The sequence below is a fragment of the Chryseomicrobium sp. FSL W7-1435 genome, from assembly GCF_038595005.1.
Taxonomy (GTDB): domain Bacteria; phylum Bacillota; class Bacilli; order Bacillales_A; family Planococcaceae; genus Chryseomicrobium.
This window is the reverse complement of record NZ_CP151997.1, coordinates 2,393,643-2,419,981: the sequence shown is the minus strand read 5'-3', so window position 1 is coordinate 2,419,981 and position 26,339 is coordinate 2,393,643. Positions and strand designations below refer to the sequence as shown.

The following is a 26,339-nucleotide window of genomic DNA, read 5'->3' as shown; positions in this document are numbered from 1 at the left end:
TAGTTAAGGAGGTCGTTTTATGTACACAGGTAATCATTTATCTCGCAAAGGGCTTACAGTCTGGCGAATTTACGGACTTATTCAATCCCTATTTCTTGTTTTAGTGGCTGGAGGGATCAGCGCACTCAACTTTTTCTTTTTTGAATTAGGATGGGTTTACATTGTAACGGTTGTCACTTTGTTTTTATTCATAGCGTTACTGACAGGTGTTTTGCCAAGTCTTCGTTGGAAACGTTGGCGTTATGAAGTCAGAGAACATGAAATTGAACTTCAACACGGGCTGATTGTTAGAAAACGTACGTTGATTCCAATGGTGCGTGTGCAACATGTAGATACGGAACAAGGGCCGATTTTAAGAAGCTATCAATTAGCGTCCATACATATCTCAACAGCCGCAACGTCCCACACCATTCCTTTTTTAGATGAGCAGGAAGCTGAATCGATGCGCAGAAGGATTTCAGAATTAGCAAGGGTGGCGGAAGACGATGTCTGAAACTCGCTATAAATTGCACCCGGTTGCGGCAGTCATTTCATTCGTCAAAGGCTTGAAAGAACTGATCTTCCCCATCATTCTTTTCATTTTTATCGGGGGATCAGGTGGAGAAGACAGTGGCTTGTTTCGCTACGTTCCCTATGTATTAACGGCGCTTGCTTTAGTGCTTTATTTACTTTCGGGCATCATTAAGTGGTGGAAGTTTGTCTACTGGTTCGAAGACGGGGAATTACGGATTGAGTACGGCTTGTTCGTGAAAAAGAAACGCTATATTCCGTTTGATCGAATTCAAAGTTTGGACTATACGGAATCCATTTTCCACAGACCGTTTGGCTTGGTGAAAGTGAAAGTGGAAACAGCTGGTGGAGGGGCCAGTGGGGAAGCTGAAGCTGAATTAACCGCCATTCGTCTCGAAGCTGCCGAACAAATCAAACAAGAAATGATGGCAGCCAAACAGGCTCGAACAACTCCAGTTGATTTACAAACTGACGAACTCCAAGAAGAAGTAATTGAAGCAACGTCGACTGGGGATCTACTGTACCGAATGACGACAAAAGATTTGCTTGTTCTAGCAGTAACTTCTGGTGGTATCGGGATTATATTTTCCGGTGCGGCGGTCGTATTGTCTCAGTTCTCGGAATTTATACCATATGAAGCAATTTATGATGAAGTAATCGACTTACTTAAATTTGGAGCCATGTTTGTAGCGCTCTTGTCATTTGTAATCGTATTGATCAGTTTTGTAATCAGTATTGCTCTTACGTATCTTCAAAACTACGGGTACACAGTGACTCGAGATGGCAAGGACTTACTTATTCAACGTGGGCTATTAGAGAAGAAACGGACTACGATTCCTATGCACCGCATTCAAGGCATTCAATTGGTTGAAAATCCATTCCGTCAATTGTTTGGTTATGTCACCATCGTGTTAGATAGTGCGGGTGGTAGCGTATTGGAAAAGAGTGAAACGGTCAAGCTTGTGCCGCTAATGAAAAAAGACAAAGCGGTTGCCTTGCTTACTGAATTGTTCCCGGAATGGGATTGGAATCCTGAATTCACAAGAGCACCGAAACGTACACGAAAATTTTACTACCGTATTAATTTACTTCTCATCGCGATTATCGGGGCTGTATTGAGCTATTTCTTCTTCCCTTATGGCTTGCTGTTCTTCTTGTTGATGCCTTTAAGTATTGCATTTGATATTTGGAATCACAAAGCCAGTGGTGTAGCTGTTCGAGAAACTTACATGGCGATGCAGTACCGCTTTTTCTCTCGCAAGACTGTGTGGCTCGCTAAGAAACGCATTCAAGCAGTGACTCTTTCTCAGTCTTACTTTGAAGAGCGAGCAGAAGCAGGGTCTCTTCATGCAACCATCAAATCAGGTGCTCTCGGAAGTGAGCATAGCTTGAAGGCAATGGAACTCGAAGATATGAAACGTGTGATGAACTGGTATTTACCAAACGCATAAAAAAACCGCGACCGGCTGCTTATTAACGCAGTGCGGTACGCGGTTTTGCTTTTTTCCAATTGGCAATACGAGACGGGTGGAAGTAATAAAAACCTAGTAAGAAACCTACCACTAGGCCACCTAAGTGAGCAGTAATATTAATATTAGGTGTCACAAACGTCATAACTACTCCAATAAGAATAATTGGCAAGATAATTTGTTTTAATTGTGGGAGAGCGTTGCGTGTATAATACACTAAAGCCGCAAACGCACCAAAAATCCCGTAAATTGCCCCACTGGCTCCTAAGTGCATGTAACTCGCATCTTCAAAGACGTAAGAAGCCACATTTCCTGCGATTCCTGCAAGGAAATAAATCGTCAGAAAACGAGCACGGCCTGCGATTCGTTCAAGCTCTGGTCCAAAAAGAAATAATGAAAACATGTTAAACAGCAAGTGCATAAAACCGCCGTGAAGAAAGATTGGAGTCAACAGGCGCCAATACTCTCCAGCTGCAATGGAGCCGTTATGGCCGATCCCGATCGAGTAAATCAAATTTCCGATGACAGGGAGGTTTGCTATAATATGAACAGCAATGGTCACAACCAGCAGCGTAAACACGACAGGGTAATACGTCCGGTATTGTTGAAAGTTTTCGTGTCTAATAAACATAATACTCACCTCATTCGATTTTAGTATACATGGTAGAGAGGAGCTTTAGAAGTGGAATGATTAGTGGAATTGGTCTTGATATCATTGAACTTAGCCGAATCGAACGTTTGGTTCAGCGATCCCCTAAATTTTATAAACGTATTTTAACGCCCAATGAACAGCTTTACTACGAACAAGCGATCCCCAGTAGACAGCTAGAATTTTTAGCTGCCCGCTTTGCTGCCAAGGAAGCATTCGCAAAAGCCAAAGGGACAGGTATTGGAGCGCACTGTAGTTTTCAAGATATTGAAGTAAGTAAAGCACCTAGTGGAGCACCGTCACTACTGTTCCAAAACGTTGCAGTGCAAGGGTTTATCTCCATTACTCATACAAGAGACTATGCGGCTGCCCAAGTGATTCTCCTGTCATAGCCAGTGTTCTATCGCATATAGTGTCCTAGAATGGTATATGGAAAGGATGGACGCACTGAAAAAATGGCAGACCTTTGTACTGGTCCTCTTGATTTGTCTATTGGCAGGCTGCGGAGCAGCAAGTGAAGAAAAAGTGAAAAAACAACTGGCAGAAAAATGGGCGCAACCAGAGGGGTATGAAGTGCAGGCAGAAATGCATGTTCAATCCCCTGAAGGGGCAGTAAGTTACCAAATTGAAGTATGGCACACGAAGCCAGATTACTACCGCGTATCGGTGACAGATCAAGATCCGGAAAAAAATCAATTGATTGTGCGCAATAAAGAAGGAGTATTTGTGATATCGCCCCATCTTCAAAAATCCTATCAGTTCAAAAGCGAATGGCCATTGAAGCATAGTCAGGCTTATCTGATCGAATCCCTGTTCCGTGACATTGAAAGTGACAAAGAAGCACAGTTTACGGAACAAGATAAGACTTATACATTTGTGACCAAGACAAAACATTCCCATCAACAACAACTTCCGAAGCAGACGATTGAAATCGACAAAAAATCACTATTGCCAACGCGAGTGGTTATCCACTCAGAAGATGGGCAAGAGAAGATGGAATTGGATTTTAAGAAGATAGAGTTAGGGAAAATTCATACAGCTGCTGATTATGAAGTGGATCCTTTTGAAAAAGCAAAAGATGAAACGGCTAGTGCGGAGCTAGACGACCCGCAATTTGAAACCGCCTATCCGCTTGCCGAGCTTCCAGGAGTTGAACTTGTTGAAGAGCAAGTGATGGAGACATCTCGAGGAAAACGAGTCATTTTACATTACAGTGGAGAAAAATCATTCACTCTTGTGCAAGAGCCTGCGGCACCAAACGAATTGCTTCCTGTATTTGCACCAGGGGATCCAGCGCCTATAGATTTTCAATTAGGAGCCATGACAGACTATTCTATGCAATGGGAAGACAATGGCGTATCCTATTTCCTTGCTTCTACTCAGCTTACAACGGATGAAATGATTGAAGTTGCAGCTTCCATGAGTGCGGCCTCTCAAAAATAGCAATTGACCGATTCAAAAATGCTGCTACCATATAAACAAACACTCCCATAGAAGAAGGTACTGCTTATGAACTCTACACCTTATTATCGTCCCACTTATTTAGAAATTGACTTACAAGCCATCTACAAAAACATTGCAGCTCTTCAGTCACAACTTGCGGAGCAAACAACGCTCATCCCTGTTGTGAAAGCTAATGCTTACGGACATGGAGCAGCTCGCGTAGTCCAGTTTTTAGAGCAGCGCGGGCTCTCTTTATTTGCTGTAGCCACTCCTGATGAAGCGGTCCAGTTACGCCAAGAAGGGTGCACGTCAGAAATTTTGGTGTTAGGGATTTCCCCTCATCATTTTCTGCCGTTTGCTGAGCAACACAATATCCATTTAACTGCCCACTCGCTTGACTGGCTTCTGAAAATCCCTGCATCCGCTAAACCTAGACTGCATCTAAAACTAGACACAGGAATGGGACGAATTGGTTTGCAGTCTGAACAAGAAGTGCGGCAAGCAGTAACCCTTTTTTCAGAACATCCTAACTGGGATCTACAAGGAATCTACACACACTTTGCTACAGCAGATGAAGCTGAAAATCCACATTTTACGCGCCAACTGGAACGTTTTGAACAGTGGATTCAACTCTTTCCTGAAAGACCGCGTTATATTCATGCTGCTAATAGTGCAGCTGCTATTCAACATCAACACGCTGTTTTTAATGCGGTACGATTTGGGATCTCTATGTATGGGATCGCTCCTTCAAATTGGATGAAAGACAATACCCCTTTTCCTTTTCGCCCGGCAATGCGACTAGTAACGGAAATCGTACAGGTGAAGCAGGTAGCGAAGGAAACCTCTATTGGTTATGGGGCTAGCTATACAAGCGCTGAACCGGAATGGATAGGGACTTTACCGGTTGGTTATGCAGATGGCTTGTTACGGGGACTAAAAGGGTTATCGCCCATTGTGGAAGAGGCAAGAGTGCCGATAGTGGGCAAGATTTGCATGGATCAAACGATGATAAAATTGCCGAAAGAGTTTAAAGTAGGCACAAAAGTGGTATTACTAGGTTCAAATGGAGTACATACCATTCCTGCTGAAGAATGGGCGGAGCTTTTACAAACCATTCCTTATGAAATCTGCTGTCAACTTTCTACCCGTGTTCCACGGATTTACCCACAATCTGACAAATAAAACTAGTACTTCCTACGTATATTTCCCTCTAATTGTCGAAATTAGCTTTTTCATGAAGGCTATCGATGGTAAGATGAAAGAAATTGTCGTATTGAGGAAAGTTATGTCGGAGGTGTTTTTTTTGGGGGGAAAGTCAGATAAGATAGAAACAGTTTATCTGTTAGCAGACTATATGGAGGAAGTCCGTCCCGTATACGGAAAGCGTGTTATTGAACCACACGTGACGAAGCTGCAAGGACAAACAATAATTATACGAGAAGCCATGATGCAAGGTTACCTTGAAATGTCTCATATTAATTTGTCTATTTGCAGTGAATGTCTTCATGCAGAGTATGAGGCGCAGGATACCACTGAGCGACTCGTAAGTGGAGGCTGACATATTTGATCGTAAAACGAGGAGATATCTTTTATGCAGATTTATCACCGGTAATCGGGTCTGAACAAGGTGGTACAAGACCCGTACTGGTTCTGCAAAATGATATTGGCAACCGATTTAGTCCTACTGTGATTGTTGCAGCAATTACAGCCCAGATTCAAAAAGCAAAATTGCCCACACATATCGAAATTGATGCGGAACGTTATCAGCTAGAACGTGACTCAGTTGTGCTTCTAGAACAACTTCGCACAATCGATAAATCACGATTAACCGACAAACTCACCCACCTAGATGAACAAGTAATGGAGAGTGTTGACCACGCCGTTGCTATCAGTTTAGGCCTCATCAAGTTTTAATACATACATACTAAAAAGCATAGCGCGCATGCTGTGCTTTTTTCTTGTTTAGGTTTGCGAATATTGGAAGGTGCTAAAAGATGCGTTTTCCGATACAATAAAACTAATACAGTATTTGAAGGAGTGTCTCCGAAAAATGAATGTCACATTAGCAAGCTATATACGTGAGAATCTTAACCCGATTCTTGAAACGTGGAAGCAATACATGGAAGAAGAGGAAGACGGTAAGTTCTTTCAAATTATGTCAGATGAGATGATTGATTCTACAGCTCATGAAATTGGAGACTTGATGATCGTGAGTCTTACAGAAAATAACCAAGACTTCTCACGCAAAGTAGAAGAGTTTTCAGTGAAGATTGCCCGTCATGGTTGGTCAATCTCTTTTGTTATGAAAGCTTTAACAAATTTTACAGAAGCAACGTATCAACACATGGAACAATCCGACTTTTTAAATGACAATAATGCTACCAACTACACCCGATTGATGAACAATTGGTTAACACCACTCAACCAAAGCATTGTAGAAGCTTACTCCAAAACGTGGGAACGTACTGTACAGTTGCAAAAAATGGCTTTACAAGAACTATCAGCCTCATTGATTCCGGTCTTTGAAAAAATCTCTGTGATGCCACTAGTGGGTACAATAGATACAGAGCGTGCCAAACTAATTATGGAAAACTTATTGCAAGGTGTTGTGAAGCACCGTGCTGAAGTAGTGCTTCTTGATATTACAGGAGTTCCTGTAGTAGACACGATGGTAGCGCATCACATCATTCAAGCGGCAGACGCAGTCCGACTAGTCGGCGCCAAATGTATGCTAGTAGGTATTCGCCCAGAGATCGCCCAAACAATTGTGGCGCTCGGCATTAACTTGAATGATTTTACAACAACTAGCACATTGCAACGTGGTATGGAACAAGCATTAGCCATTACAAATCGAGAAATTGTTGAGGTGGAAGTATAATGAGAACTCGAATTCCGATATTAAAATTACGTGAGACTTTAATCGTTTCAATCCAATGGGAACTAGATGACCAAATGGCCTTATCTTTCCAAGAGGATTTACTAGATAAATTACACACAACGGCAGCTCGTGGTGTCGTTATCGACTTAACATCCATCGATTTTATCGATTCTTTCATTGCAAAAGTTTTAGGGGATGTTATCAGCATGTCTGGTTTAATGGGTGCAAAAGTTGTTATCACAGGGATTCAACCAGCTGTAGCGATTACTTTAATTGAGCTTGGAATCCGTTTAGAGGATGTTGCAACTGCCCTTGATTTAGAGAATGGATTGGAAAAACTTGAACGAGAATTGGAGGACTAATCCATTATGAGCATTGAGTCTTCTGTAGATATCATTACGGAGTGGGATATCGTTGCAGCGAGACAGCTTGGACGTAACGAGGCAAAGGAAGTAGGTTTCGGAACTGTTGACCAGGCTCGGATCACGACTGCGATTAGTGAGTTAGCCCGTAATATTTACTTATATGCCGGTAAAGGCAGAATTACAATTGAACGCATCACAGACGGTGCAATGAAAGGTATCATTATTACTTCAGCCGACGAAGGACCAGGAATTCCTGATCTACGAAAGGTTATGGAGGATGGCTATACAACATCAGGTGGTTTAGGTGCTGGTATGCCAGGGGTTAAACGCTTAATGGATGACTTTAAAGTAGATACAGAGGTTGGAGTAGGTACGACGATTACAGCTACTAAGTGGCTGCGGTAAGGAGTGAAATCGAATGCCTCAAGAAGTAGAAAGGCAATACAAGGCGATTTTGCGCAACTATCTTGAACAACAAAATGAACTGAACCTTTATGAAGGTCAGACATTCAGTAAACAATTGATTCAAAAGAATATTTCGCCAGAAGAAATGATTGGTATACATAGAGCCGCTTTAGAAGAGGTTGTTGCTGACATTCCGGACACGATTGATCATTCGTTTGATTTGTTGATTGAAGTGATGGTTCGATATGGTCTTGCGCTTCATGAACATCAAAACTTAATACAAAAACAAGAGAACTTCCGCATAGAGATGGATTTAGCTGCAAATGTCCAAAAAACACTGCTTAAAACAACTGTTCCTTATATCGAAGGATTAGATATCGGCATGTTATCCGTTCCTGCTAGAGAGATGAATGGAGACTATGTGCACTTTTTATCTAATCCACAAGCGATTGGTATTGGCATTGCCGATGTCATCGGAAAAGGTATTCCTGCGGCGCTGTGCATGTCCATGATTAAAAATGGAATGGACAGTGTTAATTCAGCGAATGAAGATCCTTCCGTGGTATTAGATGTCATCAATCGAATTGTTGAACGTAGCGTCACAGACTCTATGTTTGTATCGATGTTATATGCAAGCTATGACACGACTTCCAATACGTTTACGTATGCTTCAGCGGGGCACGAGCCTGCTCTTCATTATTCTTTGAAAGAGGAGACCTTTCACGAATTATTCGTAAGGGGTCTCCTTCTAGGTGTGTTACCGCAGACGACTTATCAATCGCACATTGTTCAGTTGGAAATAGGAGATTTTGTTGTGATGATGACGGACGGGGTAACGGAGTGCCGTTCACAAGAAGGATTCATTGAGATAGAAAAGGTTATGCAAATTATTGAAGACGTAAAAAATGAGAGCGCTCAAGAAATGGTTGAGTACGTTTATAAAGAATTAATTCTGTTACAAGATTTTGAACTTCGTGATGATTTCACGCTCGTTATTGTAAAAAGAGCCGTGTAAATGTTTACACTCGTGTAACACGAGGTATAGAACCTTAAACATATATAGTAGACGAGGGGTAAAAATACATGAATATTTCAGTAGACTTACAGCGTGAAGACAATAAAGTATTAGGATTTATTGAAGGAGAAATCGATGCTTTTACAGCGCCGATGTTACGGGAAAAACTAGCAGAAATCACTTTAGAAGATTCTAAAGAAATCGTCTTAGATCTTTCTGAAGTTTCTTATATGGATTCAACGGGATTAGGTGTATTCGTAGGATTTTTCAAAAATGTTAAGTCTGAAAATGCAAAACTTAAATTAACAGGACTCTCTTCACGACTCAAAAGATTGTTTGACATCACAGGTCTTGGGGAAATCATGGACATAGAATCATCAACAAGAGAGGTGAAGTGAAGATGAAGCCATTTGATTACGTAGAAATACGTGTACCAGCTAAAACTCAATTTGTTAGTGTGGCTCGTCTGACAATTTCAGGCTTAGCCAACCGTCTTGGTTTTTCATACGATGATATTGAGGACGTTAAAATCGCTGCATCTGAAGCTATTACTAATGCAGTGCAACATGCCTACTCAGAAAATGAAGAAGGCGAAGTAGTAATTGGTTGTGCTCTATACGAAGAAAAAATGGAGATTATGGTAGCGGATCACGGTAAAAGTTTTGACTTTCAAGCGACTCGCGCAAAGCTCGGGCCTTACTCAGACACGGAGGAAGTATCTTTTATGCGTGAAGGAGGCCTAGGACTCTATCTGATTGAGACGCTCATGGATGAAGTGAAAGTTCATCACCAAGAAGGTGTCACGATCTTTATGACGAAAAACGTCGGATCTGAGCAGGTGACCGGTAATGTCGAAAACGTCTCATCATAATCAAGCTTCCAAAGAACAAGTTCTCGAGTGGTTACATGATTATCAGACAACACAGTCTGAAGAGTCACAAACCCAGCTTGTTATGCACTATAAGCGCCTCGTCGAATCGATTGCGAGAAAATATTCAAACGGAAAATCTCATCACGAAGATATCGCCCAGGTAGGTATGCTAGGCTTGTTAGGTGCTATGAAACGGTATGACGAAAGTTTCGGACGCAGCTTTGAAGCCTTTGCGGTACCTACCATTATTGGTGAGATTAAACGTTTTTTACGTGATAAAACTTGGGCAGTTCACGTTCCTCGTCGAATTAAAGAATTAGGTCCACGTATCCGATCAGCTGCTGAAGAATTAACTACTCAACTGCAACGCTCTCCTCAAGTCGCGGAAATTGCTGCGTACTTAGAAGTCGATGTAGAAGATGTTTTAGAAGCTATGGAGATGGGCAAGAGCTATCAAGCACTCTCAATGGACCATTCACTTGAAGCGGACTCTGAAGGTAGTACTATTACCTTGTTTGATGTCATTGGTCAAGAAGATGGCGAGTATGAAAAAACTGACCAGCGCATGCTAGTTGCCAATGCACTAAAATATTTATCGGATCGCGAAAAAGAAGTCATTCAACTTACATACATCGAGCAGTTAAGTCAAAAAGATGCCGGTGAGCGCCTGGGTATTTCGCAAATGCACGTTTCCCGTATCCAGCGTAAGGCAATTAAAAAACTGCAAGATGCCATTCTATCAGCCGGTGGAATGGACGAGTGAAGGACATTGAATCCAATTTAGTCCATGTCCGCGTTTATAACGAAGCGAAAGATGGGAATCGTCTCTCCGGAGATACGTATTATATCGCGGAACATCCAACGTTCTTCCTTTGTGCCATTGCGGATGGTCTTGGGAATGGGCCGGTGGCTAAAGAATCTGCTGATGTCATACCAGAAATTCTGAAAGAGTACGGGGAAGAGTCAATCGACCGCTTGCTTGTTCGTTGTAATGAAGAAATGATTTACAAACGTGGAGCAGCTGTTGCGCTCGTAAAAGTGGACTATACGGAACAGACACTTGCTTATAGCTGTGTGGGTAATGTGAAATTTTACATGTACCAAAAGAAGTTGGATAAAATGATTTATCCACTCCCAGTAATGGGGTATTTGTCTGGACGGAAGCAAACGCTTAGAACACAGACTTATCCTATCTATCCGGGAGATACCTTCTTGATGCACTCAGATGGCGTCGATATACGCAATCCCAAAGAGCTTATAAAAAATGCACGCTCAACAGATGATTTGTATGAACGAGTAATGATGGGGATGAAATTTGGGGATGACGCAACTTTCATTGCCGGAAGAATTCAATTGAATGAGTTGTGAGCGGACCTTCTGCCTTGGCAGGAGGTTTTTTTGTTTGGAAACGAGTGTGGTATTCTAATAAAGTAGATGAACGCAAAGGACGTGACGGAATGAACATCCATGAACAAATTGCAAAAGAATTGCAGATCAAGGCTTACCAAGTGAGCCAAGTAATTGCTCTTTTAGAAGATGCTAAGACGGTTCCATTTATTGCACGGTACCGTAAAGAACAAACGGGATCATTAGACGAAGTTCAAATCAAAGCAATCGAAGATCGATTTGCCTATATGAATCAATTAGCTGATAGAAAACAAGAAGTCCTACGAGTGATTGAAGAACAAGGAAAGCTTACAGAAGATCTTAGAAAAAAGATTGAACATGCAACCGTTCTTCAACGAGTGGAAGATTATTACCGCCCTTATAAGCAGAAAAAGCGCACGAAAGCGACAATCGCTAAAGAGTTAGGGCTAGAACCACTGGCGTTAGAAATTTTAAAATGGCCACATTCAACTCCAGAAAAACTAGCGGCTGCTTTTATACAAGGTGAAGTAGAATCAACAGAGCAAGCTTTACAAGGTGCCTCTGACATTCTTGCCGAGCTGATTTCAGATGATCCTGAGATTAGGTCTATTTTACGAGTGTTCTATAAGAAACAATCGCTAATTGTAACCAAATTGAAAAAAGGCGCTGTTGATGAAAAAGCCGTCTTTGAAATGTATTATGACTACCAAGAAGCAGCTGCGAAAATCGTGCCTCACCGAACGTTAGCCATTAATCGTGGAGAGAAAGAGGATGTTTTGCGTGTAGCTGTTGAAGTTGACGTTGACCGAGTGCTAGCTGTCGTGTCGAAAAATTGGACACCAGCACACGCACATCCTCTTTTACCATTTATGCAATCGGTAGTAGCAGATGCATGGAAACGACTTTTGCATCCGGCGCTTGAGCGCGAACTGCGCAACGACCTGACAGAAGTAGCAGAAGAGCAGGCGATTCACATTTTTGCTGAGAACCTCAAGAGTTTGTTATTGCAGCCTCCTATTAAAGGCAAGATGGTTTTAGGTGTTGACCCGGCATTCCGAACAGGTTGTAAGCTTGCTGTCATTGATGAGTCGGGGAAGGTATTGAAAATTGATGCGATTTATCCGCACGCTCCTATTCGCAAATTGAAGGAAGCAGAAGAAAAGATAGCCCAGCTACTTAAAAAGTTTCCGATTTCTTTGATTGCTATCGGCAACGGGACGGCTTCTCGAGAAACGGAACAGTTTATCGTCAATTGCCTTCAACAGACAGGGAGTGAAGCGGCTTATGTCATTGTCAATGAAGCAGGCGCCTCGGTCTACTCTGCTTCAGATACGGCACGACAAGAGTTTCCGGAACTGCAAGTAGAACAGCGTAGCGCGGTCTCCATTGCACGTCGTTTGCAAGATCCACTTTCTGAGTTAGTGAAAATTGAGCCAAAAGCAGTTGGTGTTGGCCAGTACCAACATGACGTTTCTCAGAAAAAATTAGCGGAGTCATTGCATTTTGTTGTGGAAACAGCGGTCAACCAAGTAGGTGTAGATGTGAATACAGCTTCTACTTCTTTATTGCAATATGTAGCAGGGCTATCCCGTGTCGTCGCAGAAAATGTTGTGGCAATGCGCAATGATAACGGAGCCTTCACTTCACGTGCTCAACTGAAGAAGGTACCACGACTTGGAGCTAAGACCTATGAGCAGGCTATTGGCTTTTTACGCGTACCAGAGGCTAAGAATCCATTAGATAAGACATCAATTCACCCAGAGAGCTACGAAGCAGCAGAGCAAATTAGCAAACGGGCAGGAATCACGGTAAAACAAATTGGTACTAAAGAGGCTGAAGAAGCGTTAAGTGGTGTAAACTATGACGACTCGATTGGAATTGGAAAAGAAACGTTCCATGATATCGTTGATGCACTGAAACGTCCTTTGCGAGATCCACGAGAGGCATATCCACAACCTCTTTTGAAAACAGATGTATTAAAGTTAGAAGATTTGAAACGGGGCATGGAACTGCAAGGGACAGTTCGTAATGTCGTAGACTTTGGCGCATTTGTCGACATCGGAGTAAAACAGGATGGACTTGTTCATATCTCTAAGTTAAAAAAAGGATATGTAAAGCACCCTCTTGAAGTGGTCTCCCTCGGTGACATTGTCACAGTTTGGATAGAAGATGTAGCGGTAGAGAAGGGGCGCGTGGCGTTATCTATGGTAGCGCCTAATCAAGAATAAAACACTCAGGTCTTCCTTCAAAGGAGGACCTGAATTTTTCAGAAAGTGGGTTGCAGCATGACGGATCAACAACTTCAGAACTGGGTCGAGCAACTTTCCATAGAACATTTTAAGAAACCCTTCCGGCATGAAGCACGTTTCAATTCACGCCTTCGAACGACAGGTGGGCGCTATTTGCTGGGTACACATGCGATTGAAATAAATCCTGGTTATGTTACAGCGGCCACGTTGAGTCAAGCAGAAGGTATTATTAAACATGAGCTCTGCCATTATCATCTACATATTGGAGGGAAAGGGTATCAGCACCGCGATCAAGATTTTAAGCAGTTGCTAAAACAAGTCGACGCCCCACGCTTTTGCCAAGCATTGCCTGGAGTGAAGCGCCGTCAAGCTCTTCAACTACACTACTATCAATGTTCAAAATGCAGGTTGTTATATAGTCGGAAAATTCGCATGAATACTGATAAATACAGGTGTGGCAAGTGTTCGGGAGCTCTTATTTATCAAGGTTTAAAAAAACAATAAAAATATCGATAAAAACTGTTGACCTTTTTATAAGGTATATCTATAATAATAAAAGTCAGCTGATGACGAGCAACAAAAATAAAGTAATTCCGAAGTAGCTCAGTGGTAGAGCAACCGGCTGTTAACCGGTTGGTCGTAGGTTCGAGTCCTACCTTCGGAGCCATTATTATGGCCCCTTGGTCAAGCGGTTAAGACACCGCCCTTTCACGGCGGTAACACGGGTTCGAATCCCGTAGGGGTCATTTCCATTTTAATTTTACATAGGTCCCGTGGTGTAGCGGTTAACATGCCTGCCTGTCACGCAGGAGATCGCGGGTTCGATTCCCGTCGGGACCGCCATTTTTAATTAACGTATTGGGGTATAGCCAAGCGGTAAGGCAATGGATTTTGATTCCATCATGCCTAGGTTCGAATCCTAGTACCCCAGCCATTTTTTATGAAGAGCCATTAGCTCAGTTGGTAGAGCATCTGACTTTTAATCAGAGGGTCGAAGGTTCGAGTCCTTCATGGCTCACCATTTAGCCTTGACAAGTACTTTGGTACTTTTGTAAAATAATAATTGTCGCATCAAGCACTATTGATGACTACGCGGTCGTGGCGGAATGGCAGACGCGCTAGGTTGAGGGCCTAGTGGGGGTTAACCCCGTGGAGGTTCGACTCCTCTCGGCCGCACCATTCTTTATATAGCGCCCGTAGCTCAATTGGATAGAGTACTTGACTACGAATCAAGCGGTTAGAGGTTCGAGTCCTCTCGGGCGCGCCAATTATATATTAAACCTACTACGCGGGTGTAGTTTAGTGGTAAAACCCCAGCCTTCCAAGCTGGTGATGAGGGTTCGATTCCCTTCACCCGCTCCAATTTTTTTTGAGAGCATACTTTGAACATTGAAAACTGAACATGCAAGACGTCAAGCAACAACCTTTTGAAGCTAACCCTCGTTAGTGGAGAAGGATATTTTTTTTTGGACATCATTATCCAAGATGTAGAAGACACTGCCCAGGAATTTTGTGATAAGTCGGGTCGTTCATAAATGCTTTGCATTTCTGAATGGTTTGACTTATCGCGGGGATTCCTAGTGTCTGACACTCGAAAATGATGCCAGCAACAAAATGAGCTTATATTAAGTTCTCTTTATGGAGAGTTTGATCCTGGCTCAGGACGAACGCTGGCGGCGTGCCTAATACATGCAAGTCGAGCGGATGAAAAGAGGAGCTTGCTCCTCTCGATTCAGCGGCGGACGGGTGAGTAACACGTGGGCAACCTGCCCTGTAGATTGGGATAACTCCGGGAAACCGGGGCTAATACCGAATAATCCATCGGACCTCATGGTCCGATGTTGAAAGACGGTTTCGGCTGTCACTACAGGATGGGCCCGCGGCGCATTAGCTAGTTGGTGAGGTAACGGCTCACCAAGGCCACGATGCGTAGCCGACCTGAGAGGGTGATCGGCCACACTGGGACTGAGACACGGCCCAGACTCCTACGGGAGGCAGCAGTAGGGAATCTTCCACAATGGACGAAAGTCTGATGGAGCAACGCCGCGTGAGTGAAGAAGGTTCTCGGATCGTAAAACTCTGTTGTGAGGGAAGAACAAGTACCGGAGTAACTGTCGGTACCTTGACGGTACCTCATTAGAAAGCCACGGCTAACTACGTGCCAGCAGCCGCGGTAATACGTAGGTGGCAAGCGTTGTCCGGAATCATTGGGCGTAAAGCGCGCGCAGGCGGTCCCTTAAGTCTGATGTGAAAGCCCACGGCTCAACCGTGGAGGGTCATTGGAAACTGGGGGACTTGAGTGCAGAAGAGGAAAGCGGAATTCCAAGTGTAGCGGTGAAATGCGTAGAGATTTGGAGGAACACCAGTGGCGAAGGCGGCTTTCTGGTCTGTAACTGACGCTGAGGCGCGAAAGCGTGGGGAGCAAACAGGATTAGATACCCTGGTAGTCCACGCCGTAAACGATGAGTGCTAAGTGTTAGGGGGTTTCCGCCCCTTAGTGCTGCAGCTAACGCATTAAGCACTCCGCCTGGGGAGTACGGTCGCAAGACTGAAACTCAAAGGAATTGACGGGGGCCCGCACAAGCGGTGGAGCATGTGGTTTAATTCGAAGCAACGCGAAGAACCTTACCAGGTCTTGACATCCCGCCGACCGCCTAGGAGACTAGGCCTTCCCTTCGGGGACGGCGGTGACAGGTGGTGCATGGTTGTCGTCAGCTCGTGTCGTGAGATGTTGGGTTAAGTCCCGCAACGAGCGCAACCCTTGATCTTAGTTGCCAGCATTCAGTTGGGCACTCTAAGGTGACTGCCGGTGACAAACCGGAGGAAGGTGGGGATGACGTCAAATCATCATGCCCCTTATGACCTGGGCTACACACGTGCTACAATGGATGGTACAAAGGGCTGCAAACCCGCGAGGGCAAGCCAATCCCATAAAACCATTCTCAGTTCGGATTGTAGGCTGCAACTCGCCTACATGAAGCTGGAATCGCTAGTAATCGTGGATCAGCATGCCACGGTGAATACGTTCCCGGGCCTTGTACACACCGCCCGTCACACCACGAGAGTTTGTAACACCCGAAGTCGGTGGGGTAACCATTTATGGAGCCAGCCGCCGAAGGTGGGACAGATGATTGGGGTGAAGTCGTAACAAGGTAGCCGTATCGGAAGGTGCGGCTGGATCACCTCCTTTCTAAGGAATATTTCGGAACAGACCTTTCGGTCTGAGACTTGACGTCTTGCAGTTCAGTTTTGAATGTTCAAGTACAATTGCATTCTTTTGGGGCCTATAGCTCAGCTGGTTAGAGCGCACGCCTGATAAGCGTGAGGTCGATGGTTCGAGTCCATTTAGGCCCACCATTTTTTAATTAGATACCCTTTACTGGGGCCTTAGCTCAGCTGGGAGAGCGCCTGCCTTGCACGCAGGAGGTCAGCGGTTCGATCCCGCTAGGCTCCACCATTACCTGTTCTTTGAAAACTGGATAGAACGACATTGATTGTAACAAAACACAACGTCAAGCAATTGACGTGTGACCTTAAGTCTCTTCTTTTTTAGAGGAGCACTAACTTAGGTTAAGTTAGGAAGGGCGCACGGTGGATGCCTTGGCACTAGGAGCCTATGAAGGACGGCACTAACACCGATATGCTTCGGGGAGCTGTAAGTGAGCTTTGATCCGGAGATTTCCGAATGGGGAAACCCAGCATGCGTAATGGCATGTTACCTTCCAGTGAATACATAGCTGGTCGGAGGCAGACCCAGGGAACTGAAACATCTAAGTACCTGGAGGAAGAGAAAGAAAAATCGATTCCCTGAGTAGCGGCGAGCGAAACGGGAAGAGCCCAAACCAAGAGGCTTGCCTCTTGGGGTTGTAGGACACTCTATACGGAGTTACAAAGGCGATAGGTAGACGAAGCGGTCTGGAAAGGCCCACGACACGAGGTAAAAGTCCTGTAGTCCAAACCCATTGCCCTCCAGAGTGTATCCTGAGTACGGCGGAACACGTGAAATTCCGTCGGAATCCGGGAGGACCATCTCCCAAGGCTAAATACTCCCTAGTGACCGATAGTGAACCAGTACCGTGAGGGAAAGGTGAAAAGCACCCCGGAAGGGGAGTGAAACAGATCCTGAAACCGTGTGCCTACAAGTAGTTAGAGCCCGTTAATGGGTGATAGCGTGCCTTTTGTAGAATGAACCGGCGAGTTACGATTCCATGCAAGGTTAAGTCGAGGAGACGGAGCCGCAGCGAAAGCGAGTCTGAATAGGGCGAATGAGTATGGGGTCGTAGACCCGAAACCAGGTGATCTACCCATGTCCAGGATGAAGGTGAGGTAACACTCACTGGAGGTCCGAACCCACGCACGTTGAAAAGTGCGGGGATGAGGTGTGGGTAGCGGAGAAATTCCAATCGAACCTGGAGATAGCTGGTTCTCTCCGAAATAGCTTTAGGGCTAGCCTCAGATAAAGAATCTCGGAGGTAGAGCACTGTTTGGACTAGGGGCCCATCCCGGGTTACCGAATTCAGACAAACTCCGAATGCCGATGATTTGTATCTGGGAGTCAGACTGCGAGTGATAAGATCCGTAGTCAAGAGGGAAACAGCCCAGACCACCAGCTAAGGTCCCAAAGTAACCGTTAAGTGGAAAAGGATGTGGCGTTGCTTAGACAACCAGGATGTTGGCTTAGAAGCAGCCATCATTTAAAGAGTGCGTAATAGCTCACTGGTCGAGTGACGCTGCGCCGAAAATGTATCGGGGCTAAACGGTTCACCGAAGCTGTGGATGCATACCTAGGGTATGCGTGGTAGGAGAGCGTTCTAAGGGCGTCGAAGCTTGACCGGAAGGACAGGTGGAGCGCTTAGAAGTGAGAATGCCGGTATGAGTAGCGAAAGATGGGTGAGAATCCCATCCACCGTATGACCAAGGTTTCCTGAGGAAGGCTCGTCCGCTCAGGGTCAGTCGGGACCTAAGTCGAGGCCGATAGGCGTAGACGATGGACAACAGGTTGATATTCCTGTACCACCTCCCCGCCATTTGAGTGATGGGGGGACGCAGTAGGATAGGGAAGCGTGCGGCTGGAAGTGCACGTTCAAGCAGTGAGGTGTGATGTGAGGCAAATCCCGCATCTACAACACCAGGCTGTGACGAGGAGGACGTAGTCCGAAGTTTCTGATTTCACGCTGCCAAGAAAAGCCTCTAGCGAGGCGGGAGGTGCCCGTACCGCAAACCGACACAGGTGGTCGAGGAGAGAATCCTAAGGTGAGCGAGTGAACTCTCGTTAAGGAACTCGGCAAAATGACCCCGTAACTTCGGGAGAAGGGGTGCTCTGACAGGGTGAAAGCCCGAGAGAGCCGCAGTGAATAGGCCCAGGCGACTGTTTAGCAAAAACACAGGTCTCTGCAAAACCGTAAGGTGACGTATAGGGGCTGACGCCTGCCCGGTGCTGGAAGGTTAAGAGGAGTGCTTAGCGCAAGCGAAGGTGCGAATTGAAGCCCCAGTAAACGGCGGCCGTAACTATAACGGTCCTAAGGTAGCGAAATTCCTTGTCGGGTAAGTTCCGACCCGCACGAAAGGCGTAACGATCTGGGCACTGTCTCAACGAGAGACTCGGTGAAATTATAGTACCTGTGAAGATGCAGGTTACCCGCGACAGGACGGAAAGACCCCGTGGAGCTTTACTGTAGCCTGATATTGAACTTTGGTGCAACTTGTACAGGATAGGTAGGAGCCTAAGAGCCCGGAGCGCCAGCTTCGGAGGAGGCGTCGGTGGGATACTACCCTGGTTGTATTGAAGTTCTAACCCATGCCCGTTACCCGGGCAGGAGACAGTGTCAGGCGGACAGTTTGACTGGGGCGGTCGCCTCCTAAAGTGTAACGGAGGCGCCCAAAGGTTCCCTCAGAATGGTTGGAAATCATTCGTAGAGTGTAAAGGCATAAGGGAGCTTGACTGCGAGACCTACAAGTCGAGCAGGGTCGAAAGACGGGCTTAGTGATCCGGTGGTTCCGCATGGAAGGGCCATCGCTCAACGGATAAAAGCTACCCCGGGGATAACAGGCTTATCTCCCCCAAGAGTCCACATCGACGGGGAGGTTTGGCACCTCGATGTCGGCTCATCGCATCCTGGGGCTGTAGTCGGTCCCAAGGGTTGGGCTGTTCGCCCATTAAAGCGGTACGCGAGCTGGGTTCAGAACGTCGTGAGACAGTTCGGTCCCTATCCGTCGTGGGCGTAGGAAATTTGAGAGGAGCTGTCCTTAGTACGAGAGGACCGGGATGGACACACCGCTGGTGTACCAGTTGTCTTGCCAAAGGCATCGCTGGGTAGCTATGTGTGGACGGGATAAGTGCTGAAAGCATCTAAGCATGAAGCCCCCCTCAAGATGAGATTTCCCATTACGCAAGTAAGTAAGATCCCTCAAAGACGATGAGGTAGATAGGTTCGGGGTGGAAGCACAGCGATGTGTGGAGCTGACGAATACTAATCGATCGAGGACTTAACCAAAAAAATCAATGGAGTTCTATCCAGTTTTGAGCGAACAGGCTCAAGGTCTAGTGATGATGGCGAAGAGGTCACACCCGTTCCCATACCGAACACGGAAGTTAAGCTCTTCAGCGCCGATGGTAGTTGGGGGTCTCCCCCTGTGAGAGTAGGACGTCGCTGGGCGCACAAGAAGGTCATCCCGTAAGGGGTGGCCTTTTTTTGTTGTCTTGAACTTTCTAGTGAGGTCCTTTGAGGGGCGATTAAGTTTCCATACTAGCAGTATCGTGTGAAACGCGGAAAATAGAGGGCGAAACTCTCGACACAATCGGCAAAACCTCCGACACAATCGCCGAAACTCTTCAATTAGCCATCGAAACGCTACCGCAGCACTCTCTGTGACTACTGACAATCACAAAGCCCTTCCTAGTAAGACCTTGAGTGACCAAGAGCTCTTCCTAGCAAGGGCTCGGGTTATTAGTTTCCCAAAATCGACTAGAGGACAATAGATGTTGGTTGGCGGCTAATAAAGCCCTGCTAGTGGCCAATAAAACGAAATCCCTGACCAATAAACGCTAGCTCACCCCGCAAACCACAAAAAAGACGCAAACAAAGAGCAAGTTACTGCTCAAAATTTACGCCAAATCTGTTAAAACATTTAATTGTCTACTTTTTTCGCTTCATTTCCGAAAATCTTTGATTAGCATTAGTCAATTCAATCGTAAATGGATAAATTAAAAATACGGCTAAAAACAGGCTGATGGCAAGTGTTACTGATTGTGCCATAGATAAGTCTACTAAAACGCGAATCAGCAGTATGGCGACCATCACCATAACAGCGTAGGTACCACTACGCATCCTTGAATGCGCAGATAAATATTGATCAGCTCCGCATTTTGCACATTTTTGAGTGGAATTTGAAAGCCATGCACGCTTCAGTGCAGCTGGGTATGCCCAAGTATGGCCACAATTTTGACAGGTGCGTCTATTTTTCATTGCCATCATTCTCCTAAGTAGCCCTCACAAAGATATCTACACCAAGTGCGGTGAGAACTGCAAAGACGAGAGCCCATAAAATAATACTAATTGTTGACCAAATGGTTGTTTGAATTTTCGACCCGCCGACGACAAGCGCAATAAAGGCCGCAACATGTGTACCTATTAAAACTGGACCGAGCATAATCATGCCGGGCAAGCCGTATTTTTTCCACAATTCCTTGGCTCGATTGCTTCTTTTGGATGGTTCAGCTTGTTTAGCCTTACGACGTTTTGCAAGCCAACGTTGAAATCTTTCAAAACCTATAATAACTATAAATACTGTTAGTAAATTTCCAATTGCAGCGACGATTGTAACAAGTACAGGGTCTAAACCTGTCACTATGCCTACTGGAATAACTAAGCCCATCTCTAGCCAAGGGATCGCAGCCCCTAAAAAAACTAGAAAGTATTCCATGATCATAAATTCACTCCCTTCCCACTAATGGGGATCTCTCTAAGTATACCATGGAAGTTCCTCTTGTTATTCGGGCAGCTTTGCGTGAGAATAGGAGGTACAAGGGAGGTGAGTGTATGAAAATCTTAGGGTTATTGCTGGTTACTGTAATTATAGGCTTCTTCATCTATTCAATCAGTGGAAGACTAATGGGGACTAGGATAAATTTTGTGAAACGCTTTCTAGCAGTTGTTATCAGTATGATTCTTACTACAGTGGTTTATTGGTATTCTTACCTGAGAACTACAGACTTTCTCACCAATGACTTCTATGAAATCGTAACGGATCCAAGTGCTATTATTTGGACAGGCAGTATGTTGTTAATTGCCATGCTCTTATACTTATTTTTTGAACTGTTTGATCCTCGAGCCTTAACGGAACGTGGAAAGCCTTCGTCCCACAAATCATTTTTTACGAGACTGTTTGTTTATAGAAGAAGGCAAAAGCGATTTCGAGCTGTCCTACAAATAGCCATGACCAATGGCTTCACTCGAACCTTACAATACGCAAGGCATCGTGAGAATGAAGAGGAGCTAGCTCGAGCTTTTCGAGATACGCTCGAACAAGCAGGAGGTATATTTGTTAAATTTGGGCAAGTTCTTTCAACACGTTCTGAACTTTTCCCAAGAGCCTTTATACGTGAACTTAGTAATCTACAACAACACGTAACACCCTTATCTAATGATCAAGTAATCAAACTGTTGGACGAGGCATTGCCAGGGAAAATCGAAGATGTCTTTAGTGACTTTGATTATACGCCTCTTGCAGCTGCCTCAATTGGCCAAGTCCACAAGGCTAGACTGAAGGAAAGCAATGAGCTCGTTGTCGTGAAATTATTACGACCAGACGTCAGTAAGATTATGGAGGACGATTTAGGGATTCTACTGGATTTTGCAGAGTGGATATCAGAAAGATCATCCTGGGCAGAGAGCATTGGTTTTCAAGATTTGGCTAGAGGATTTGCGGAGGGATTAAAAGAGGAAATCGATTTCTCAATCGAAGTTCGCAACACGTTGCAAATTGCTAAAACGGTCAATAATAGTGTCTACCCAGTTAAAGTGCCATTCGTTTACACTAGATTTAGTAACAACAAAATGATTGTTCAAGAGTATGTAGAGGGCTGCACAATCGTGGAAGCAGACGAGCTCATTATCAAACATGACCTTGATCGTTACGAGCTTGCTCAAACGGTCTTGTACTCCTTCTTTGAGCAGATGATTGGTCCAGGTATCTTCCATGCGGATCCTCATCCCGGAAATATATTTATAGATGGTAAGACGGGAGAAGCTACACTTCTTGATTTTGGTGCTGTGGGTCGGTTGCCAAATGAACAACAAGAAGCTTTCCATTTATTCTTGCTTGGCCTTCATCAACAGAATGAAAGTGTCCTAGTAGATGCGTTAACAAAAATGATTTCAGAGTCTGCCCATATTGACCGCATAGCTTTAGAACAAGAAGTAGGTCAGCTGTTATTAAAGGTTTCTTATGTCACTAAAATACCTACTCAAGAGCTGGTTTTCTCGTTGTTTGCGATTGTGCGTAAACATGGCCTGCATTTTTATCCGTCAGTTGCCCAAGCACTACGTTCTCTTGTAACGCTTGATGGGACACTGTCCATTATCCATCCAAGCTTTGATACTTTTGCAGAGGCCAAAGAGTTCTCAGAAGAGTATATACATGAAATGTGGAAGAAACCGTTTCAAGAGCCCAAAGAGCTATGGAAATCCTTTGAGGAAGAAATGGCCTTGGCATTACCAGCCTTGCGAAAGCTTCCACGAAGAGTAGACCAACTCATTAAACGTGTAGAAAGTGGAAAGATAATTTTACACCATGATATTTTCTCAGATAAAGCGAACAATCAATTCGTAACCTTGCTGTTTTCAAAGTTTGTTTTGTTAATGGTGGGAATTACTTTTGGCATTATTTCTGTAGCATTGTTAGCAATTGCTCAAGTAGTTGAAACAGCTTATGCAGTGTATTTAAATACAGTGTCTTATGTTGGTTTGTTCCTATGTGCGATTTTACTGGTGCGTTTATCCGTGCAAGCAATCCGTGATATAAAAAAACTGTAGTAGAAATGAAAAATATTCTTTTCAAACTCCCTGTGTTCCGATAGAATAAGAGAGCACGGGGGCTTAGCTCAGCTGGGAGAGCGCTTGCATGGCATGCAAGAGGTCGTCGGTTCGATCCCGATAGTCTCCATCTAAACAACTTGGGAAATATGCAAAACGGCTAAATGCCGTTTTTCTTTTGTTGAAAATACGAACGTATGTACGATATAATGACTTTACAAAGAACACATGAGGTCGTTTCAGAAGGCGCTCCCCATGAAAGGAGTGAGGCAAATGACATTTTTTGAAGGAATTTCGATGATGATTGGTTTTGGAACATTGATTGTAAGCATCCTGGCCTTATCCTATGCATTCACACAAAAAAAATAGTCGCTCTAGATGAACGACCATTTATTTAACTCATTAGGATAAGAAACAAGGGAGACGGCCCGAGAGATTAAACTAGGCAATGGCGCGACAAGCTTCTGCGCATAACTGACAATGTTTAGCACATTGTTGACAGTGATCATGTGTATGCTTCCCGCATTCTTCCGCGCATGCATCACAAATATCGGCACAGAGTGCGGCTAACTGCTTTACAAATGGAGAATTCCGTAAAATCGCTTGTTCTAAATAAGAACAAAAGTCTGCACACTCTCTATCCAGACGAATACACTCAGCCATCATTGTTACATCTTCTTCATTCAAACAAGAATCAAAACAATGGTTACAGGCAGCACTGCATTCTTGAAGAGTCTTTACCAATTCGTGATAGTTCGAAACCATAATAATTCCTCCTTTTTTTTTGTTAATCTTACATTCCCTCGAGACTTCACATTAAACATTTCCCAACTTATAGAGGCAATTTTTCAAATTGGTATTTGGTATACTTAAGAAAAAGACCCCCTGAAACAAAAGTGGTACTACGAATAACACTATAACGTCAGATAAAGGAGGATGAAAGATGGTTCAAGTAGAGATTATGTTTAGACCGGAGGGAAAAACAATGCAGCCAAAGCTCGTGAAACGAGATGCGTTTACAATTGTAGGTTATCAATTCGAAGCAACGCTTGTAGAAGTCGAGAAAAACAAGCTTGATTTGAGCTACTTTAATGACTTAATCGTACATAAAGAGTCGATAAAAGACCGTGTGAGCGATGAAGTGATTTTTATCCAATCCTATCCACTTACTGATAATTTTGATCCACGAAAAGATTCCTTCAAAAATATAATTGGCTTCAAGGTCAAGAGAGCCATCACGTTACCTGAAAATATGGTTAGCTATACTGTGCCAGCCTGTCATTATATGAAGACAAAACATATGGGAAGCCCAGAAGAAATTCATGAGACACATGATTACTTATATGCTTTTTGTGAAGAACATGCAGAATACACACCTTTAGGATTTGATCTAGAAGAGTGGAGTGCCTCTTATAATCCATTCACTTCATCCAATGAAATAGATGTTTATTTAGCGGTACGCTAGGCCTCTTCTCCCTAAGAGAGAAGGGGTTTTATTGTAAATTTCCACCATGTTAGTATAGGACTATGAATCAAAAGGAGCAATTTGAACAGTATTTTCAAAAAAAGGATTGTAAAATTATGAATACGCGCTATAATAAAATTAAATTTATGCAAACGTTTTCACTGCTTTCACCGTGCACTCGCATTGGATTAAATAGATAGATCCATAGGAGAATGAAGTGAATTTTTATTATGGGCTTTGTGCAAACGCTTGCATGAGTGGGGAAAACCTAAGAGGAGGGGCATTATGAAAAAGAAGTGGTTAGTTTTATTGCTAGCTCTTTTCGTTACGATGATTGTTGCAGCTTGTGCACCAGATCGTGAAGAAGAAGCAGAAGCACCAGAGGGGTCTACAAATACAGAAGAAGCAGCTACAGAAGAAAAGCCAGAAAAGCTAGTTATCTGGGAAGATATTGATAAATCAGCTGGATGGTTAGAAGATGCAATCGCATCATTTGAAGAAGAGCACGGAATTGAAGTTGAATTCAAAGAGTTGAACATGGCGGATGCAATCCGTGATCAACTTCGTTTAGATGGTCCTGCTGGAAATGCACCGGACGTTGTAACACTTCCACATGACCAAATTGGTCAAGTTGTTACAGAAGGTCTTTTACAAGAAATTACGGTTGAAGAAGATATTTTAGCTCGTTACAGCGAGTCATCTGTATCTGCACAAATGTACAATGGTGCATTATACGGATTACCAAAAGCAACTGAAACACCAGTATTGATTTACAACAAAGCATTAATGGACGAAGCTCCTGCAACAATGGATGAGCTTTACACGTTTTCAAAAGATTTCACATCTGGCGACAACTATGGTTTCCTAGCACTTTGGGATAACTTCTACTTCTCTCATGCTGTTTTAGGCGGTATGGGTGGTTATGTATTCGGTGAAGGCGCAGAAGGTCTTGATCGTGAAGATGTTGGTCTGAACAATGAAGGCGCTGTTGAAGGTGCTGACTACATTCAACAATGGTACTCTGAAGGATTATTCCCAGCAGGTATCGTGGGTGAAACAGGTGGAGCAGCAATGGACGGCCTGTTCAATGAAGGTAAAGTCGCTTCAGTAATGAACGGTCCTTGGGCATTCCAAGGTATGCGTGACGCTGGAATTGACATCGGTGTAGCAGCAATGCCAACACTACCAAACGGTGAGCCAATGAAAACGTTCATGGGTGTTAAAGGATGGAACGTAACAGCATTCACTGAGCATCCTTACTGGTCTACAAAATTAATCGAACACTTAACTAGTGATGAAGTATCACTTGCACGTTTCGAAGCAGTATCTGAAATTCCTGCAAACGTTGCTCTTGTCGACGAGCCAGCAATCGCTGAGAACGAAGGCGCAAAAGCAGTAGCATTACAATCTCAGTATGGAGTTCCAATGCCAAACATTCCAGAAATGGGCGAAGTTTGGGGACCAATGGCTTCAGCACTACAAACGATCGCAACAAGCAAATCTGATTCAAAATCAGCTTTAGACGAAGCGGTTGATCAAATCAATACAAACATCGAAACAAACCATTAATCCTAACAACTAGGGAAAGCGGGTAGGCAACTTGTTGCCACCGCTTTTC

The 26,339-nt window shown here is 44.2% G+C and carries 25 protein-coding genes, 11 tRNA genes and 3 rRNA genes; 35 read left to right on the top strand and 4 right to left on the bottom strand.

Going from position 1 to position 26,339, the window contains the following annotated elements; genetic code table 11:
* Window positions 1-19: 19 nt before the first annotated feature.
* A complete protein-coding gene (locus tag MKY84_RS12290) occupies window positions 20-493 on the top strand; it encodes a PH domain-containing protein (protein ID WP_342526342.1) in 474 nt (157 codons plus the stop codon).
* On the top strand, window positions 486-1,961 hold the full coding sequence (locus MKY84_RS12285; protein WP_342526341.1) for a PH domain-containing protein: 1,476 nt from the start codon (window positions 486-488) through the stop codon (window positions 1,959-1,961). The genes MKY84_RS12290 and MKY84_RS12285 overlap by 8 nt, the downstream gene beginning before the upstream one ends.
* A 22-nt stretch (window positions 1,962-1,983) precedes the next feature.
* On the opposite strand, the gene MKY84_RS12280 is transcribed toward MKY84_RS12285, so the two are convergent.
* Window positions 1,984-2,610 (bottom strand): rhomboid family intramembrane serine protease, encoded by a 627-nt coding sequence (locus tag MKY84_RS12280; protein WP_342526339.1) that lies wholly within the window; start codon window positions 2,608-2,610, stop codon window positions 1,984-1,986.
* A gap of 56 nt (window positions 2,611-2,666) precedes the next feature.
* On the opposite strand from MKY84_RS12280, the gene acpS reads away from it, so the two are divergent.
* The 28 genes from acpS (at window position 2,667) to rrf (ending at window position 19,878) form a co-directional block, all read left to right on the top strand.
* Complete coding sequence (gene acpS, locus MKY84_RS12275) at window positions 2,667-3,020, top strand: holo-ACP synthase (RefSeq protein WP_342526338.1); 354 nt, start codon at window positions 2,667-2,669, stop codon at window positions 3,018-3,020.
* A 46-nt stretch (window positions 3,021-3,066) separates the two neighbouring features.
* Window positions 3,067-4,071: an outer membrane lipoprotein carrier protein LolA gene (locus MKY84_RS12270; protein WP_342526337.1), complete on the top strand. Its 1,005-nt coding sequence runs from the start codon at window positions 3,067-3,069 to the stop codon at window positions 4,069-4,071.
* Between the two features lie 66 nt (window positions 4,072-4,137).
* Window positions 4,138-5,253, top strand: coding sequence for an alanine racemase (alr, locus tag MKY84_RS12265; RefSeq protein WP_342526335.1), 1,116 nt, complete (start codon window positions 4,138-4,140; stop codon window positions 5,251-5,253).
* A 112-nt stretch (window positions 5,254-5,365) separates the two neighbouring features.
* A complete protein-coding gene (locus MKY84_RS12260) occupies window positions 5,366-5,629 on the top strand; it encodes a hypothetical protein (RefSeq protein WP_342526334.1) in 264 nt (87 codons plus the stop codon).
* Window positions 5,630-5,634: 5 nt separating this feature from the next.
* Entirely contained in the window at window positions 5,635-5,985 is a 351-nt protein-coding gene (locus MKY84_RS12255) for a type II toxin-antitoxin system PemK/MazF family toxin (protein ID WP_342526331.1), read from the top strand.
* A 136-nt stretch (window positions 5,986-6,121) separates the two neighbouring features.
* Complete coding sequence (locus MKY84_RS12250) at window positions 6,122-6,949, top strand: STAS domain-containing protein (RefSeq protein ID WP_342526330.1); 828 nt, start codon at window positions 6,122-6,124, stop codon at window positions 6,947-6,949.
* Window positions 6,949-7,311 (top strand): STAS domain-containing protein, encoded by a 363-nt coding sequence (locus tag MKY84_RS12245; protein ID WP_342526329.1) that lies wholly within the window; start codon window positions 6,949-6,951, stop codon window positions 7,309-7,311. The genes MKY84_RS12250 and MKY84_RS12245 overlap by 1 nt, the downstream gene beginning before the upstream one ends.
* A gap of 6 nt (window positions 7,312-7,317) precedes the next feature.
* Complete coding sequence (locus MKY84_RS12240) at window positions 7,318-7,719, top strand: anti-sigma regulatory factor (protein WP_342526328.1); 402 nt, start codon at window positions 7,318-7,320, stop codon at window positions 7,717-7,719.
* A gap of 13 nt (window positions 7,720-7,732) precedes the next feature.
* A complete protein-coding gene (locus MKY84_RS12235) occupies window positions 7,733-8,734 on the top strand; it encodes a PP2C family protein-serine/threonine phosphatase (protein ID WP_342526327.1) in 1,002 nt (333 codons plus the stop codon).
* A gap of 68 nt (window positions 8,735-8,802) precedes the next feature.
* The gene (locus tag MKY84_RS12230) at window positions 8,803-9,132 is read left to right on the top strand and encodes an STAS domain-containing protein (protein ID WP_342526326.1); all 330 of its coding nucleotides are present in this window, start codon (window positions 8,803-8,805) and stop codon (window positions 9,130-9,132) included.
* A gap of 2 nt (window positions 9,133-9,134) precedes the next feature.
* A complete protein-coding gene (gene rsbW / locus MKY84_RS12225; RefSeq protein WP_342526324.1) occupies window positions 9,135-9,605 on the top strand; it encodes an anti-sigma B factor RsbW in 471 nt (156 codons plus the stop codon).
* Entirely contained in the window at window positions 9,583-10,368 is a 786-nt protein-coding gene (sigB, locus tag MKY84_RS12220; RefSeq protein ID WP_342526322.1) for an RNA polymerase sigma factor SigB, read from the top strand. Before rsbW ends, sigB begins: the two co-directional genes overlap by 23 nt.
* Window positions 10,365-10,973, top strand: coding sequence for a PP2C family serine/threonine-protein phosphatase (locus tag MKY84_RS12215; protein ID WP_342526321.1), 609 nt, complete (start codon window positions 10,365-10,367; stop codon window positions 10,971-10,973). Before sigB ends, MKY84_RS12215 begins: the two co-directional genes overlap by 4 nt.
* 89 nt (window positions 10,974-11,062) lie before the next feature.
* Window positions 11,063-13,201, top strand: a complete 2,139-nt coding sequence (locus MKY84_RS12210) for a Tex family protein (RefSeq protein ID WP_342526320.1) — start codon at window positions 11,063-11,065, stop codon at window positions 13,199-13,201.
* 57 nt (window positions 13,202-13,258) lie between these two features.
* The gene (locus MKY84_RS12205) at window positions 13,259-13,726 is read left to right on the top strand and encodes a SprT family protein (protein ID WP_342526318.1); all 468 of its coding nucleotides are present in this window, start codon (window positions 13,259-13,261) and stop codon (window positions 13,724-13,726) included.
* Window positions 13,727-13,814: 88 nt separating this feature from the next.
* Window positions 13,815-13,889: transfer RNA gene (locus tag MKY84_RS12200), tRNA-Asn, on the top strand.
* Between the two features lie 7 nt (window positions 13,890-13,896).
* Window positions 13,897-13,968: transfer RNA gene (locus MKY84_RS12195), tRNA-Glu, on the top strand.
* A gap of 21 nt (window positions 13,969-13,989) precedes the next feature.
* Window positions 13,990-14,065, top strand: a tRNA-Asp gene (locus MKY84_RS12190).
* 16 nt (window positions 14,066-14,081) lie between these two features.
* A tRNA-Gln gene (locus MKY84_RS12185) sits at window positions 14,082-14,156 on the top strand.
* Window positions 14,157-14,167: 11 nt separating this feature from the next.
* Window positions 14,168-14,243 (top strand) — tRNA-Lys (locus MKY84_RS12180).
* Window positions 14,244-14,314: 71 nt separating this feature from the next.
* A tRNA-Leu gene (locus MKY84_RS12175) sits at window positions 14,315-14,401 on the top strand.
* Window positions 14,402-14,412: 11 nt separating this feature from the next.
* Window positions 14,413-14,489 (top strand) — tRNA-Arg (locus MKY84_RS12170).
* A gap of 21 nt (window positions 14,490-14,510) precedes the next feature.
* Window positions 14,511-14,584 (top strand) — tRNA-Gly (locus MKY84_RS12165).
* A gap of 273 nt (window positions 14,585-14,857) precedes the next feature.
* Window positions 14,858-16,412, top strand: a 16S ribosomal RNA gene (locus MKY84_RS12160).
* Window positions 16,413-16,502: 90 nt separating this feature from the next.
* Window positions 16,503-16,579: transfer RNA gene (locus MKY84_RS12155), tRNA-Ile, on the top strand.
* 24 nt (window positions 16,580-16,603) lie between these two features.
* Window positions 16,604-16,679: transfer RNA gene (locus MKY84_RS12150), tRNA-Ala, on the top strand.
* A 111-nt stretch (window positions 16,680-16,790) separates the two neighbouring features.
* A 23S ribosomal RNA gene (locus MKY84_RS12145) occupies window positions 16,791-19,716 on the top strand.
* Window positions 19,717-19,762: 46 nt separating this feature from the next.
* Window positions 19,763-19,878, top strand: a 5S ribosomal RNA gene (rrf, locus tag MKY84_RS12140).
* Together the 16S, 23S and 5S rRNA genes with 10 tRNA genes alongside form the textbook arrangement of a ribosomal RNA operon.
* 480 nt (window positions 19,879-20,358) lie before the next feature.
* On the opposite strand, the gene MKY84_RS12135 is transcribed toward rrf, so the two are convergent.
* A complete protein-coding gene (locus MKY84_RS12135; RefSeq protein ID WP_342526316.1) occupies window positions 20,359-20,688 on the bottom strand; it encodes a TIGR04104 family putative zinc finger protein in 330 nt (109 codons plus the stop codon).
* A gap of 13 nt (window positions 20,689-20,701) precedes the next feature.
* Window positions 20,702-21,151: a small multi-drug export protein gene (locus tag MKY84_RS12130; RefSeq protein ID WP_342526314.1), complete on the bottom strand. Its 450-nt coding sequence runs from the start codon at window positions 21,149-21,151 to the stop codon at window positions 20,702-20,704.
* A gap of 110 nt (window positions 21,152-21,261) precedes the next feature.
* Between MKY84_RS12130 and MKY84_RS12125 the strand changes: the two genes are divergently transcribed.
* The 3 genes from MKY84_RS12125 to MKY84_RS12115 all read left to right on the top strand — a co-directional run bounded on the left by MKY84_RS12125 (window position 21,262) and on the right by MKY84_RS12115 (window position 23,625).
* Complete coding sequence (locus MKY84_RS12125) at window positions 21,262-23,256, top strand: AarF/UbiB family protein (protein ID WP_342526313.1); 1,995 nt, start codon at window positions 21,262-21,264, stop codon at window positions 23,254-23,256.
* A 57-nt stretch (window positions 23,257-23,313) separates the two neighbouring features.
* A tRNA-Ala gene (locus MKY84_RS12120) sits at window positions 23,314-23,386 on the top strand.
* Window positions 23,387-23,529: 143 nt separating this feature from the next.
* Complete coding sequence (locus tag MKY84_RS12115; protein WP_342526310.1) at window positions 23,530-23,625, top strand: putative holin-like toxin; 96 nt, start codon at window positions 23,530-23,532, stop codon at window positions 23,623-23,625.
* A 72-nt stretch (window positions 23,626-23,697) separates the two neighbouring features.
* Here MKY84_RS12115 and MKY84_RS12110 read toward each other — a convergent pair whose 3' ends face one another.
* Window positions 23,698-24,021, bottom strand: a complete 324-nt coding sequence (locus MKY84_RS12110) for a four-helix bundle copper-binding protein (protein ID WP_342526308.1) — start codon at window positions 24,019-24,021, stop codon at window positions 23,698-23,700.
* 178 nt (window positions 24,022-24,199) lie between these two features.
* Here MKY84_RS12110 and MKY84_RS12105 point away from each other — a divergent pair, with 178 nt between their 5' ends.
* Both MKY84_RS12105 and MKY84_RS12100 read left to right on the top strand, forming a co-directional pair.
* Window positions 24,200-24,721: an effector binding domain-containing protein gene (locus MKY84_RS12105; RefSeq protein ID WP_342526307.1), complete on the top strand. Its 522-nt coding sequence runs from the start codon at window positions 24,200-24,202 to the stop codon at window positions 24,719-24,721.
* Window positions 24,722-25,006: 285 nt separating this feature from the next.
* The gene (locus MKY84_RS12100; RefSeq protein WP_342526305.1) at window positions 25,007-26,290 is read left to right on the top strand and encodes an extracellular solute-binding protein; all 1,284 of its coding nucleotides are present in this window, start codon (window positions 25,007-25,009) and stop codon (window positions 26,288-26,290) included.
* Window positions 26,291-26,339 lie beyond the last annotated feature (49 nt).